Source organism: Flammeovirga sp. EKP202, from assembly GCF_014534745.1.
Taxonomy (GTDB): domain Bacteria; phylum Bacteroidota; class Bacteroidia; order Cytophagales; family Flammeovirgaceae; genus Flammeovirga.
The window spans coordinates 1-14,400 of record NZ_JACVVP010000077.1; the positions used below are offsets into that span (position 1 = coordinate 1).

Genomic DNA, 14,400 nt, shown 5'->3' on the forward strand with positions numbered 1-14,400 from the left:
TGAGAACAACTTAATTTAGCATCTACTTATTAATATTTTAACTATTCGCAAATTTTAAGAGAGCGAAAGATCAGTTACTAGTATTGAACTAGCAATTTATATCGCATATTTTGCATCGAAGTTGGATACAAAAATAGATTTTCTACTTGAAATTTTGATTGCTTCGTACATCGATGAAAGTTTTTGTTCTAATTCCTCAGAACCTTCCACTAATGGTAGTCTAACTCTCTTACCGCAGATTCCAGCGATTTCTAATGCTAACTTGATTCCAACAGGGTTGCCTTCTTCAAATAATGCATCAGTGAAATCTAACATCTCAGACATTTGTTTCGTTGCTAGTTTTACATCACCATTTAATGCATTCTTCACTGTTGAACCAAACTCTTGAGGTAAAACGTTACCTAATACAGTAATAACACCATTACCACCAACACCAAGGATTGGTACTGTTAGAGCATCATCTCCAGAAATATAAAGGAAATCATCAGCAGTATTGCTAATCACACGCATTGCTTGAGCTAAGTCTCCGCCGGCATCTTTCACACCAAAAATGTTTTTGTGTTGTGAAAGTGCTACAATTGTCTCAACACTCATATTCACGCCAGTTCTACCAGGAACGTTGTATAACAATACAGGTAGAGGAGAAGCGTCAGCAATTGCTGTATAATGAGCAATAATACCAGCTTGCGTAGGCTTCACATAGTAAGGGCAAACCGATAAAATAGCATCAACTCCAGATAAATCCCAAGTGGTTAATTGCTCCACTACCTCAGCAGTATTATTACTACCAACACCAAACATGATTGGCTTATCAGTAGGGTTGTTTGACTTTACAAAATTTAAAACAGCACGTTTTTCTGACTTGGATAAATTTGCACTTTCAGCAGTAGTTCCATTGACTACCCAATAGTCCGCATCTTTAGTATGCTCTAAAAGCTTCTTTAAAGCTGGAAAATCTATCGTGTTTTCTGATGTGAATGGTGTCACTAATGCAATACCTTGTCCAATAAACGCTTCCATGTTTTTAAATTTATATGAATTAGATGGTGTTTCTCTTTATATTTTACGAGAACAAAAATAAATAGATCTATTAATTGCTCAAATTTACAATAAAAAGAAAACCTTTTCGTAACAAGTTGTTATATTTATAACTTTAAAGATTTAAATATTAGAAAATGATAACAATTGCAGAGGCTGTAGAAGAGATTGTACGCAAATCTCCGTTCCTAGAAGAGGCTATTGTGGATGGTATTGTCAACTATACAGGATTGGCCAGACAGATTATGCCCGAGGTAGAAGATAAATTGATGAAAGATGTTCAGATTGGTGGAGTAGTAATGGCCATTCAACGTTTGAGACCTAAGCTTTCGAAGTTGGATATTGAACATGAGGTACTCAATTATTTGAAGAAAATGGGAGAGATAATTGTAAGATCTGACTTGGTTGATTATACTTTTAAAAACTCACCTTCTTTAATCGGGAAACAGCAAGAATTATTAAGATCTATACAAGGAGAAAAAGATGTTTTCCAAGCTTCTTCAAAGGGTGTTTACGAAACCAATATTGTGACCAGTAAAAAAATGCTGGATCAATTACTCGTCATCTTTGAAGGGGAAGAAATCATTAGTAAAAAAGAAAATCTCGCTTCCTTGACTATGAGGCTTCCACAAGACAATACATCAGTTCCTGGTATCTATTATTATTTATTGAAAAAAATTGCTTGGGAAGGGATCAATATTGTTGAGGTGATTTCTACAACCAATGAATTTACTCTAATCTTATCGAAGAGAGATGTGAACAGAACATTTAGCCTTCTTCATAACCTTGTCAACGATTAATAGTTATATTATTATTAATAAGTACCTGTTCAAAATTAACTATAGCTTAAATGCATTTGAATTAAACTCAAGTTTCGTTAAAATTTTTCGTCTTAGCTATGGCTAGGACTGTAAATTTTGCCTTACCTGAGATCAATTCATTCTACATTTACAAACTATATTTAATTATGATCAGCTACTTAGACGTTTGATTTTACACCAAAACTAGAGCATCAAGCTATGAGAAAATTAACACCCTTTGAGGAATGGGTTATTGTCAATAAAGGAACGGAAAGACCCAATACTGGCAAATATAATTTACATTCTGAACCGGGAACCTATACTTGCAAAAGATGTGGATCACCTTTATTTAAATCAGAACATAAGTTTGAATCCTCTTGTGGATGGCCAAGTTTTGACGATGAAATAGAAGGAGCGATAAAAAGAGTACCTGATGCAGACGGGCAGAGAGTAGAAATTCTTTGTTCAAATTGTGATGGTCATTTAGGGCATGTTTTCGAAGGAGAATATTTAACGGATAAAAATTTAAGACATTGTGTTAACTCGGTGTCCATGGATTTTGAAGGTGACGAAGTGAAGAATCCTAAAACTGCCATTTTTGCTTCGGGTTGTTTCTGGGGTACACAATTCTATTTTTTAAGATGGAAAGGTGTGATTTCTTGTGATGTTGGATACATTGGTGGAACAGTTGATAATCCAACTTATAAGGAGGTTTGTACAGGTACTACTGGGCATGCTGAGGCTGTAAAAGTAGTATATGATTCAGATCGGGTAAGTTTTGAATCGTTAACTAAACTATTCTTTGAAACACATGATCCTTCTCAAGTGGATCGACAAGGCCCGGATATAGGGACTCAGTACCGAACAGAGATATTTTATATGGATGAAAAGCAAAAAGAAGAGGCAATTCTTCTTATTGCTCAATTAAAAGCAAAGGGTTATGAAGTGGTTACAAAACTAACACCCGCAGAAAATTTAACTTTTTGGAAAGCCGAAGAATATCACCAAGATTATTATGAGAAAACTGCAGGGCTTCCATATTGTCATATTTATAAGAAAAAGTTTTAATGTTTAATTGAAGAATCATTTAATTAAACTGTATTTTTGAACCCTAGTATTCAACAGATACTAGGGTTTTATTATATCCATTAGACAACATGACAAAATCTCCATTATTAATACTACTTTTCATCTTCTCACTTTTTTCTTGTGAATCATCAACGAACGAACAAGATCCAATAGAGGATAAAGATGAATTTATTCGTGGAATAGATATTTCTAGGTTTCCCGAAATCAGAACTTACAATCATCAGTTTTATAATAATGATGGTGAAGTAGTAGAATTCCTTGATCATTTGAAAACGCAAGGTGTAAATACAGTTAGACTTCGGTTGTGGGTTAATCCTGCAAATGATCATTCCGGATTAGATGAGGTTGTTACATTTTCCAATGAATTGAGAAGTAAAGGCTTCAAGATTTGGTTGACAGTGCATTATTCTGATACGTGGGCCGACCCTGGTCAACAGGAAAAACCAAAAGCATGGGCAGACTTAAGTTTTGAGGAATTAAATACTACTGTATATCAATATACAAAAGAAATCGTTCAGAAAATTCAACCTGATTATATACAAATCGGAAATGAAATTAACAATGGATTACTTCACCCAGAAGGTAATTTACATTCGAATGAGACGCAATGTCTCAAATTATTACAATCGGGTATTGAAGCTACTCGTGAGGTGAAAAGTGATGCAAAAATCATGTTGCATTTTGCAGGTCATGAAGGTTCGGATTGGTTTTTTGATAAAATGAAATCATTGAATTACGATTATATTGGTTTGTCTTATTATCCAAAATGGCATGGTAAATCATTAGCTGATTTAGAAAACACGATAAAGGCTCTGTCGGAAAAATATCAAAAAGAGGTATTAGTGGCAGAAACAGCCTATCCTTTTACTTTGGAATGGAATGATTGGACAAACAATATTATAGGTTCTGACGATCAAATTATACCATCAGAATATCCTTCAACTGAAGAGGGACAGAAAAATTTCATCTCTAAAATAAAAACAATAAGTGAGCAAAAAGGAGTTGCCAACGGGTTTTGTTATTGGGGAGGAGAGTTGATTGCTTGGAAAGGTCCTGAAGCTACAGATGCTTCACCTTGGGAGAATCAAGCTGTGTTTGATTTTAAAAACCAAGCATTACCAGTATTAGACGCTTTTAAATAAACCGTAAATACTGTTATAAGCATAAAACAAAAAAAGACAAGTTCTCTTGAGTACTTGCCTTTTTTGTTTCATTTAGTTTATAGAATTATCGAGAGTTTGTACTCTCAATTTTTTGATTAATTTCCTTTTCCTCGAAGATCTTGTTGAGTTCTCCATTTACCCAATATCCAAAAATTACGGAGTCTGAAGTGGTAAGAGTACCTTTTCCATTTTTCAAGTCTTTCTTGAAAGATCCACTAAATACATTACCATTGACGTATTGTATAATACCAAGACCTCTTTTCTTCCCTTTTTTAAACTCTCCGGTATAAATATCACCGTTTTTGTAGGTATAAACACCATTACCGTCGGCTTTTCCATCATAAAAGTTTCCTTGATAATGGTCCCCGTTAGAGTAGTCAAATTGACCTTTACCATGAATAGCGTCTTGATAGAAGTGTCCTTCATAGCGATTTCCATTTTTCCATAACATTACACCTTCGCCATGTAAAGCATTGGACTTAAAATCGCCAAGGTAAACGGTTCCGTTTGCCCAAGTCAACTTCCCTTTTCCTTCAAAGTTGCCGTTTTGGAATTCACCCACGTACACACTTTGACCAAAAGTAAAAGTTCCTTTGCCATTAGGATAGCCATTGATCCAATGACCTTCGTAAGTATCTTGATTTTTGTAAATCATTTTCCCATCTCCGTTTTTACAGTCTCCTGTAATACATTGGGCATTTAGGTTTAACGAGATGGTAAGCAGTGCATTTAAGACAAATGTTGTCTGTAAAAATCTTTTCATAATCTATTTAGAATGCACAATTATACCTAAATTTTACAATATGTCAATATAATAATTGCAATTAATCAATATAATGTAATGATTTTCAAAGAATTACTGAAAAAGGAAGATATATTGAGAAATTCCGGCACATCCACCTAAAATTGCACCAACAACAATAAGGATCCATTCATCTTCTTGAAAAGCGGGCCTCAAAAGACCTTCAAAATCCTCATATGGGAGTTCTTCAATTTTCTTTTGAATATTATTTTTGAGGTCAAAAACACGGTCTGCATAAGGGAAAGCATCTCTAAGGCAGATATGGAATTCTGCCATAAATGTAAAGTGAGCGATATTTTTAATGATGTTGAGGTGCTTCTCAGTAATTTCTTTGTCCGCAAATTTTGATACAAACTCATGTACTTCTTCATACGCTTCATCAACAACTTGCCCGATCCTATTTCGAAAAATATCAGAGAGGATCTTTTTTCCAGTATTTTGTAGGGTATATCTAAAAAGTCTTTCAGTGGTTAAAATCTCTGATGTGATCAATGTGGCGTACTCTTCTGCAACAGTAATTTGTCTTTTCAGGAAAAGTCCTTGAAAACGCATACCTAAAAAGTGAATAGGTTCTTTGGGTTCAAAAATTAATTTTAGAGCAAGCCAGTTGGTTGCATAGCCCACAAGTAAGCCAAAGCAAGGGAGCAGCCACCATGGGTTGTAAAAATAAGCGACTACCATTTGTATTAATCCAAAAAGAAAACCGAAATACAATCCAGACCTTTCGATAAACTTAAATTCATCTTTACCACATTTCATAAATATGGTATTCAGCAAGGATGGGCGAGAGGAAACAGTATCTAAAGTGAGCTTTTTTAAATCAAGCATGTCTCTAATATTGGCCCCAATGTCGATCAATACATTTTCGGTGGCTTTAGGAATTCTTTGTTCTATGCTTTCATAGATCTTTCCTTTGATGACATCAGGTATCTTTTCCCATATATAAGGGATTTCAGATTGCATCACCAAGTCAACTGTTTTTTTTGAAACCGCATTAATAGAATCCTTCATTTCTATATTGACGATATCAGGATCTAGCATTGCAAATTGCTCCTCAATGCGGATAAGTTTAGCAGTTAGTAAGTCTACTGATTTTGAGGCAATTTTAGCTGATTTTGCAGGAATAATACCTTGCCAACCAAATGGTTTTATTCCCATAAATTTAATGGGGTAAAACATCATCTTAATAGCAGCCCAGTTTGTAAACCACCCTACAAAACCACTAATAAAAGGAATTGATATATATAAAAAGAAGTCGTTTAATGTTAGATCCATAACACAAAAATATAAAAATCTTTGAAAGATAGATTTTTATAAAGTCTGATTTCGATAAGTGAACAAAATTAAATATATTCAAATATAGAAATGAAGAATTATTCAGTCATTAATGGTTAAACCACATTTTTGACTTGATAATTGAATAAACAAAGTAGAAAACAAACAGTTTATCAGTTAGTTACCTTGTGTTATTCTAAAAATTACACAACACTCAATACCAATATACAACACAATGGAAAATAAAGTTTATGATTATATCGTAATTGGATCGGGCTTCGGGGGGAGTGTTTCAGCTATGCGTTTGGCTGAAAAAGGATATAATGTATTGGTGATAGAAAAGGGGAAAAGACTCAATGAGAAGAAGCTACCCAAGACAGATTGGAATATTAAAAAGTTCCTATGGGCTCCTATTTTAAAATGCTTTGGTCCTCAAAGTCTCACTTTCTTTAAAGAAGTTTTTATCCTTGGTGGTGTTGGTGTTGGTGGAGGAAGTAATGTTTACGGCAATACGCATATGTATCCCCAAGATCATTTTTTTGAAAATAAGGCATGGAGTCATTTGAATATGGATTGGAAAACGACATTGAAGCCTTTTTATGATAAAGCAAAGTTTATGTTGGGGACGATTCCTTTTAAAGATCTTCATGAGGAAGATTATCTCTTAAAAGAGATTGCAAAAGACATGGGAAAGGAGGATTCTTTTGGAGGTGTCAATGTGGGTGTTTATTATGAAGGGGAAAATGGGGTGGACCCTTATTTTAAAGGATTAGGCCCAAAACGGGATGCTTGTCAGAAATGTGCAGGTTGTATGTTGGGTTGTCAATTTAATTCCAAAAATACATTAGAGAAAAACTACCTTTTCTTCGCAGAAAAATTTGGGGCAAAAATACTTCCTGAAACGAAGGTGACGGCTATTGAAAAAATAGACGGAGAATATAATATTGGAGTCGAAAACAGTACTTCAATTTTTAATAAAAATAGAAAAACACTTAAGGCCAAAGGGGTAGTGGTGAGTGCAGGTGTTATTGGTACTATGAAGTTGCTTTTGAAAGAGAAATTTGAAACAGGTCGTTTGAAAAATTTATCCAAGAAATTGGGCTTTAATATTCGAACCAACTCTGAGATGCTTTGTGGTATTTCCAATGCCGATAGAAAACTGAATAATAGTATAGCTATCAGTTCTTACTTCAACCCTGATGACAATACACACATAGAAGTTGTAAAGTACAACAATGATTCAGGAGCAATGGGACGAATGTCCGCTTTGGCGACAGGACCTGCTAGTACTGGTGTAAGGTTTGCAAAGTTGATCGGAAATATTTTTACTAAACCCGTACAGTTTTTGAAAAGTACTTTCACAATTCGAAATTGGGGTAGAAATTCTTTGATTCTATTAGTGATGCAATCTTTAGAAGAAAGTATGACTCTACAATGGTCCAAAGGATTATTTGGCGGTAAATTAAAGTTTGACCCTAAAAATAGTTTTGCTGTTCCTGCCTATATTGATATCGGGCAACAAGTTTTACATCGTTATGCCAAAAAAGTAAGTGGTATTCCATTGAATGCAGGATCTGAAATTTTGTTGAATACGCCAATGACAGCTCATATTTTAGGAGGGTGTAATATGGGGAAAGATGCCGAAGAGGGAGTAGTAAATGAGAAATTTGAAGTACATAACTATCCTAATCTTTATGTATTAGATGGGTCTATTATCCCTTGCAATTTAGGAGTGAACCCAAGTTTAACGATTACATCATTGAGTGAATATGCAATGTCGCATATTCCAGAAAAAGAAGGGAACAGTAATATTTCGTTGGAAGAACAGATGAAGGCAGTTGTAAACGCTAAAACGCAGGATAGAACACAGATCTTAAAATAAGTACCACTTTTTAGGTTAAATTTTTTATTACCCTTAGCGACTAAATAGCTTATATTTACAGCAATAAGATAGTATGTTTTCATAGTGACATCTATCGTTTGTAAACTATTGTTATTTGTAGACTATTATGCGTAATTTTTTACTGTTTACTATTGTCATTTTTTTAGGCAATATCATTTCATCATTTGCTCAAGTTGAGATTGGTTACGGTGTAGATGATCAGGGTTTTCCTCTTGATGGATACTCTAACCCATTTAAACCTGTCCATTCTAATACATTGAGCTTGCCCAAACCAAAGAAATACCTTAAGGGGATACCAAGTGAATATATAAAAGGAAGTGTTACTTCATTAGATGGAAAACGTCATGACGGCCATTTAGTTCTTAATAAGAAACAAGTTTATTTCAGAGAAAAACCTGGTGTAGATTATTTATTTTTTTCGAATAAAGATATCAAACACCTCAATGTTGCTTTAGATTCATTTATTGTGGTGGATAAAAAGATTGTGAATTATGTAATGAAATACGATTCATTAGAGTTTGCAGAGTATTATGATGTGGCTCAAAATGGGTATGTTATTCAAAAAATATATTTAAAGACACCAACAAAAGATTGGGAACAGATAGACTTGAAAAGTGTAAATGTTCGAGAGAAAATATTAAATACTTCGCATCTGAAAGAGAATGAATTTAATGATTTAATGAAAAGTGACACTTATAAGTACTATAAAACCGGAAAGGTAGTTTACTACGATAATACAACAGAAGATGTCTATTATAAATATGATAAAGTTTTGATGTGTTCGAAGAATATGAAAGCCTACCCTTCACCTCTTAAGCCGAGTAAGGTAAAGTATTTTGTGAGTGATACAGATTCTGTGATAAGTATTCATGGGTATGTTGAGGATAACAAGAAGCTTTCTAAAAAAGTACTTGCAAAAATAAAATGTACCAATTCTGATGGAACAATAATAGCTGAAATAGTCTCTAAAAAGAGTTCAAATTTGCTTGTTTTAGAGAAAGGTGAAAAAGATTGGATGAAAATATCAGAAAAGACTTTTGAGAGGAAATATCTAAAAAATGATACTAAAAAATATTTCAGAACGGATAATGATAATTTGAATGTATTTAGTGAAGTCTCAACTATTGATGAGTTTTTTAATTATTTGGAATTAAGAAAGATAACAGACACCAAGTTTTCTGGTGAAGAACTGTATTTTAATAAATCATGGTTAAGGGTAGATTATAAAACAGCTTATGTTGGAAAGGTGACTGACCTTACGAGTGCAACGTATTCTATTTCTTATTATGATCATGGAGAAAAAGTAGCAGATGTGACATATGAAAGAAGCGCGACGCTTTTCGGTGTGAAAACGAATCAGTTAAAGTTGTATCAAAAAGGCCATCTCTTTTATGAGGCAACTTTTTCAAAGGCAAATAAACTGATAAATGTGAAGGTTTATTATCCGAATTCTCACCAAGAATTTTATTCATACATCATTGCAAAAGAGAAAGAGAATAAAAAAGTATATTTTCAGACTTTTTATAGAGAGGATGGAACGGAAGAGAAGGTTGTCAATAATTCTATCAGTTTCCAAGACCCTCAGTCAGGTGTGAATTATACTTTTTCGTTTATGGGGAAAACCTTTAAACAGGTAATAAGAAGTACAAATAATGAAGATGTTACCTATCTATTTTCATCCAAATTTGTTGAGTCAGAAAACAATACGACTAAAGAAAAATTAAAGAAAGCTTTAAATAAAAAGTTTTCATTCGAAGGGCTAGATGAATCATTAGGTAAACAAATCTCGGGTTCGCTTTATTTAACCATTTTAGTTTCAAATAAAGGCAAAGTGGAAGATGTTAAATATAAAGGGAATGTCAATGAGGATTTTGATAGGGTATTCGAGAAAAACTTACCATTATTATTGAAAATGAAATTACCACCCATTTCAGAAGATGATATAGTGAAACTGAATACTGAATATCATTTTACATTAAAATTTGATGCTTGTCAATTGAGGAGAAGTAAGACTAATCGACAGGTACATATGGATAGAGGTCATGATAATTACTTATTATTTCATCAACAAATGATGAATACTGAACGGACACGTATGAAGAATCAAAGTATGATAAATCACATGCATATGACGAATCCAACTTTCTAATATTGATAATGTGAGCTATAAAAAAGAGGTAAAAGCCATTCAACTTTTACCTCTTTTTTTGTGCTACAAAATGCGATTCTTATAAACCATCAATTGCAGTTTCCAAAGCAATCTCCATCATATCTGTAAAAGTATTTTGACGATCGTCAGAACTTAACTCTTCACCTGTCACTAAGCTATCACTTACAGTAAGGATCGTTAAAGCGTGAGCGTTGAATTGAGCGGCGATAGTGTAAAGAGCAGTTGTTTCCATTTCAACAGCTAAAACACCATACTTTGCCCATTTTTTCCACTCATCAGCATCGTCACCATAGAAAGTATCTGATGATAATACGTTTCCGTTGAATGGTGTAATACCTTTCTCTTTTGCTACTTGATTGGCTTTTGCAATCATATCAAAATCAGCTGCAGGAGAGTAGTCTTTACCACCAAAACGGTTTTGGTTGAAAGAGGAATCAGTAGAAGCAGACATCGCAAATACTAAATCTCTTGGTTTGATGTGCGGTTGCATTGAACCACAGCTTCCTACACGGATTAATTTTCTTACACCAAATTCAGTCACTAATTCGTGTGCATAGATCCCGATAGAAGGGATACCCATACCTGAACCTTGAACTGAAATTTTATGACCTTTGTAAGTACCTGTGTAACCCAACATTCCACGAACGTTGTTGTATTGTACAGGGTTTTCTAAGTAGTTTTCAGCGATGAATTTTGCACGAAGCGGATCGCCAGGCATTAAAACTACTTCTGCTATATCTCCAGGTTTTGCACCAATATGAATACTCATTTTTTTCTAATTTTTTTGATTATAAAATCATTGAAGCGAAACTACCATTTGCTGTAGTTTCTCCAAGTAAAACATCCTCAATTGTCGTTCCGATATCTGCGAAACTAGAGCGGAAACCAATATTGACAGGTTTTACTTTTTTACCATAAATAAGGATTGGAATATGTTCTCTTGTATGATCAGTTCCCTTGAAAATAGGGTCGTTACCGTGATCGGCAGTGATGATTAATAAATCATCATCATTCATTGCCGCCGTGATTTCAGGTAATCTTTGATCGAAATATTCCAATGCATCTCTGTAACCGATAAGATCTCTTCTATGCCCAAAAAGCATATCAAAATCTACCAGGTTAGTGAAGATCAAACCTTCATTGTCTTGCTTTAAGAATTCGATGGTTTTATCAATTCCTTCCGCATTACTTTTTGTGTAAGTGTGTTCTGTAAATCCTTTCCCAGCATAGATGTCAAAGATTTTACCGACACCGATACTATCTTTTCCAGCCGCTACTATTCTTGTAAGCATGTTATCCGAAGGCTCTAAAGAATAGTCGTGACGGTTTGAAGTACGTTCGTAATTTCCATTACTTCCAACAAAAGGTCTTGCGATCACACGACCAACATTCAGTTGTTCACGAGCGATCTTACAATATTTATATAGATCTTCCAATGGAACAACCTCCTCATGTGCTGCAATTTGGAATACAGAATCTGCAGAAGTATAAATAATCAGTTTTCCAGAAGCTACATGCTCATCACCTAATTCATTGATGATAGCAGTCCCTGAAGCTACTTTATTACCGATAGTTCCTTTTCCTGTAGCTTTCTCAAAAGCTTCCATGATATCGGCAGGGAAACCATTTGGGTAAGTAGGGAAAGGCTCTGCTAGAATTTGTCCAGCAATTTCCCAGTGACCTGTAGTGGTATCTTTTCCTTTAGAAACTTCTTTCGCTTTACCATAAGCAGCAGAAGTAGTTCCCATTGGAGGAAGACCATACAAAGGAGCAATATTTCCTAGGCCCATTTCATGCATATTTGGAATGTCCAAACCGGCACTGTCAGCAATGTGGCCAAGTGTATTTGCACCTCTATCACCGTATTCGTCAGCGTCGGCACTAAAACCGATGCCTACACTATCTAAAACGATTAAGGCAACTCTTTTTACCATAGTAATAGTAGTTATTTATTAGTAGCTACCTTCGTCGGCAGTACCACCTGAAATAATTTTAATTCCGCTAGATGTACCCAAACGAGTAACACCCATGTCAATATATTTTTGAGCCGTTTCATAATCACGAACACCACCTGAAGCTTTTAGTTGAGCATTTCCTGCTACAGCATCTTTCATGATTTGAATATCTTCGTAAGTTGCTCCACCTGTTCCAAAACCAGTAGAAGTTTTCACAAAGTCAGCATTAGCGTTAATAGAAAGTTTAGAAGCTTCAGCAATTTGCTCTTTAGATAAGTAACATGTCTCAATGATTACTTTTAATACTCTATCTCCAACAACTTTCTTTAATTCGCTGATTTCATTTTGTACATATTCGTGGTCACCATCTAACATTTTACCAACGTTAATGACCATATCTATTTCATCAGCACCGTTTTCGATAGCTGTTTTTGTTTCAAAAATTTTGGATGCAGTGTCCATTTGACCCAAAGGGAAACCAACAACAGAACATACAGCCACATCAGAACCTTCAGTTTCTTTTTTGGCTAACGGTACATAACCAGAATTAACACAAACAGAGAAAAAGTGATGTTCCTTTGCTTCTTTACAAAGTTGAACGATTTGGTCTTGTGTAGCATTTGCTGCTAACAATGTGTGGTCAATATATTTTGCAATACTCATAAGAAATTATTTAGTGTTTATATGCAAGCTCAATACTAGGACAGTAGTTAACGGTGAAATATAGATTAATATTTATGTTCTAGTATTCAAACTTTGCAAATTAATAATATGGTTGTATTATTTATGGTCCTTGAACTTATAATTATTCCTGTTTCATACTTATTAAGAATCTTAATCAATATAATACAATAACATGTGTTCAAAAGTCAAAATTTATTGAATATCAAGAATGATATTTGGCTTTTGAATGGATTCAGTTGAAAACTTATAAGCACTTTCTAAAAGAGAAACAGCTTCTGTCAGTTTTTGATTTTCTTCTCTGTAATGAAGCGTAGCAAGTGAATCTCCTTCAAAAACCTGATCACCAATTTTCTTGTTCAATACAATACCGACTGCATGATCTATGGTATCTTCTTTTGTTTCTCTACCCGCACCTAACATCATAGCTGCAATTCCTACTTTTTCAGCCATCAATTCCGAAATGCAACCCGCTTCTTTTGCTTTTAATTCCAATTGATGAGGAGCTGTAAGGAATTTTTCAGGGTTTTCGATATAAGAAGCATCACCTCCGCAATCGGCTACAAAATCTCTTAATACATGGACTGCTTCACCTGTTTTCAATTTCTCTTCAGCAAGTACAATTCCTTCTTCGATGGTTTTAACATCACCTTTTTGAACTAATGCTTGACCAGTGATGGTCGTGATTAATTCTTCAAAATCTTTTGGACCTTCACCTTTCAATGATTGAATTGCTTCATAAACTTCTAAGCCGTTTCCGACAGCATTGCCCAACGGTTGCTCCATACCACTCAATACCACTTTTACAGTTCTACCGAACATTTCGCCAATATTTTTCATAATATTCGCTAATTTTTGAGCATCCTCAAGCGTTTTCATGAAGGCACCATCACCTACTTTTACATCAAGTATAATTCCATCACTTCTTACGGCCAATTTCTTACTCATAATGCTGGATGCAATTAACGGTAAACTACTTACAGTTCCTGTTACATCACGTAGTGCATACAGTTTTTTATCCAAAGGCACAATGTTATCCGTTTGACCCATAATGCCAACACCTGTTCTCTCAATGGTCTTCACCATGGCTTGTTCAGAGTCAGGAAAGGCAAATCCTGGTATAGCTTGGAATTTATCCAACGTACCACCTGTGTGTCCTAAACCTTTACCAGACATTTTAGCGGTTCCAATACCGAAAGTAGCAAGAAGAGGAGCTAATGCGATTGAAGTTTTATCACCTACACCACCCGTACTATGCTTGTCAATTAAAAAGCGTGTAACTCCTTCTAATTCTATGAGTTGACCTGATTCTCTCATGGTCTTTGTGAGGGTTTTTAACTCCCCTTCAGAAAGTCCATTAAGATACACGGCCATCAAAAAAGCGGACATTTGATAGTCGGTTACTTTTCCGTCTAAATAGCTAGATAGAAAATCCTGTAGTTCTTGATCTGATAAGAGAACTCCATCTCTTTTTTTAATAATGATATCTACTGCTCTCATTCAATTCTTATTTTGATATCAAAC

Annotated in this window: 12 protein-coding genes; 5 read left to right on the top strand and 7 right to left on the bottom strand. The window is 34.6% G+C overall.

Features of this window, described 5'->3' with window-relative positions; genetic code table 11:
* Positions 1–96: 96 nt before the first annotated feature.
* Positions 97–1,020: a 4-hydroxy-tetrahydrodipicolinate synthase gene (gene dapA, locus IC221_RS27320; RefSeq protein ID WP_188171987.1), complete on the bottom strand. Its 924-nt coding sequence runs from the start codon at positions 1,018–1,020 to the stop codon at positions 97–99.
* Between the two features lie 155 nt (positions 1,021–1,175).
* On the opposite strand from dapA, the gene IC221_RS27325 reads away from it, so the two are divergent.
* From IC221_RS27325 to IC221_RS27335, 3 genes are all read left to right on the top strand, one after another.
* Positions 1,176–1,838, top strand: a complete 663-nt coding sequence (locus IC221_RS27325; protein WP_188171988.1) for an aspartate kinase — start codon at positions 1,176–1,178, stop codon at positions 1,836–1,838.
* Positions 1,839–2,057: 219 nt separating this feature from the next.
* Positions 2,058–2,906, top strand: a complete 849-nt coding sequence (locus IC221_RS27330; protein WP_188171989.1) for a bifunctional methionine sulfoxide reductase B/A protein — start codon at positions 2,058–2,060, stop codon at positions 2,904–2,906.
* Between the two features lie 89 nt (positions 2,907–2,995).
* Positions 2,996–4,069 carry a glycosyl hydrolase 53 family protein gene (locus IC221_RS27335; protein WP_188171990.1) on the top strand — a complete coding sequence of 358 codons (1,074 nt, stop codon included), beginning with the start codon at positions 2,996–2,998 and terminating at the stop codon, positions 4,067–4,069.
* A gap of 85 nt (positions 4,070–4,154) precedes the next feature.
* Here IC221_RS27335 and IC221_RS27340 read toward each other — a convergent pair whose 3' ends face one another.
* Both IC221_RS27340 and IC221_RS27345 read right to left on the bottom strand, forming a co-directional pair.
* On the bottom strand, positions 4,155–4,853 hold the full coding sequence (locus tag IC221_RS27340) for an MORN repeat-containing protein (RefSeq protein ID WP_188171991.1): 699 nt from the start codon (positions 4,851–4,853) through the stop codon (positions 4,155–4,157).
* Between the two features lie 93 nt (positions 4,854–4,946).
* Complete coding sequence (locus IC221_RS27345) at positions 4,947–6,167, bottom strand: DUF445 domain-containing protein (RefSeq protein ID WP_188171992.1); 1,221 nt, start codon at positions 6,165–6,167, stop codon at positions 4,947–4,949.
* Between the two features lie 235 nt (positions 6,168–6,402).
* On the opposite strand from IC221_RS27345, the gene IC221_RS27350 reads away from it, so the two are divergent.
* On the top strand, positions 6,403–8,049 hold the full coding sequence (locus IC221_RS27350) for a GMC oxidoreductase (RefSeq protein ID WP_188171993.1): 1,647 nt from the start codon (positions 6,403–6,405) through the stop codon (positions 8,047–8,049).
* Positions 8,050–8,176: 127 nt separating this feature from the next.
* Entirely contained in the window at positions 8,177–10,219 is a 2,043-nt protein-coding gene (locus IC221_RS27355; protein ID WP_188171994.1) for a hypothetical protein, read from the top strand.
* A gap of 79 nt (positions 10,220–10,298) precedes the next feature.
* On the opposite strand, the gene deoD is transcribed toward IC221_RS27355, so the two are convergent.
* From deoD to IC221_RS27375, 4 genes are all read right to left on the bottom strand, one after another.
* Positions 10,299–11,009, bottom strand: coding sequence for a purine-nucleoside phosphorylase (gene deoD, locus IC221_RS27360; RefSeq protein WP_044200603.1), 711 nt, complete (start codon positions 11,007–11,009; stop codon positions 10,299–10,301).
* 19 nt (positions 11,010–11,028) lie between these two features.
* Positions 11,029–12,174: a phosphopentomutase gene (locus IC221_RS27365; RefSeq protein WP_188171995.1), complete on the bottom strand. Its 1,146-nt coding sequence runs from the start codon at positions 12,172–12,174 to the stop codon at positions 11,029–11,031.
* Positions 12,175–12,192: 18 nt separating this feature from the next.
* On the bottom strand, positions 12,193–12,858 hold the full coding sequence (gene deoC, locus IC221_RS27370) for a deoxyribose-phosphate aldolase (RefSeq protein WP_188171996.1): 666 nt from the start codon (positions 12,856–12,858) through the stop codon (positions 12,193–12,195).
* Between the two features lie 213 nt (positions 12,859–13,071).
* Entirely contained in the window at positions 13,072–14,376 is a 1,305-nt protein-coding gene (locus tag IC221_RS27375; RefSeq protein WP_188171997.1) for a thymidine phosphorylase, read from the bottom strand.
* Positions 14,377–14,400: the final 24 nt, after the last annotated feature.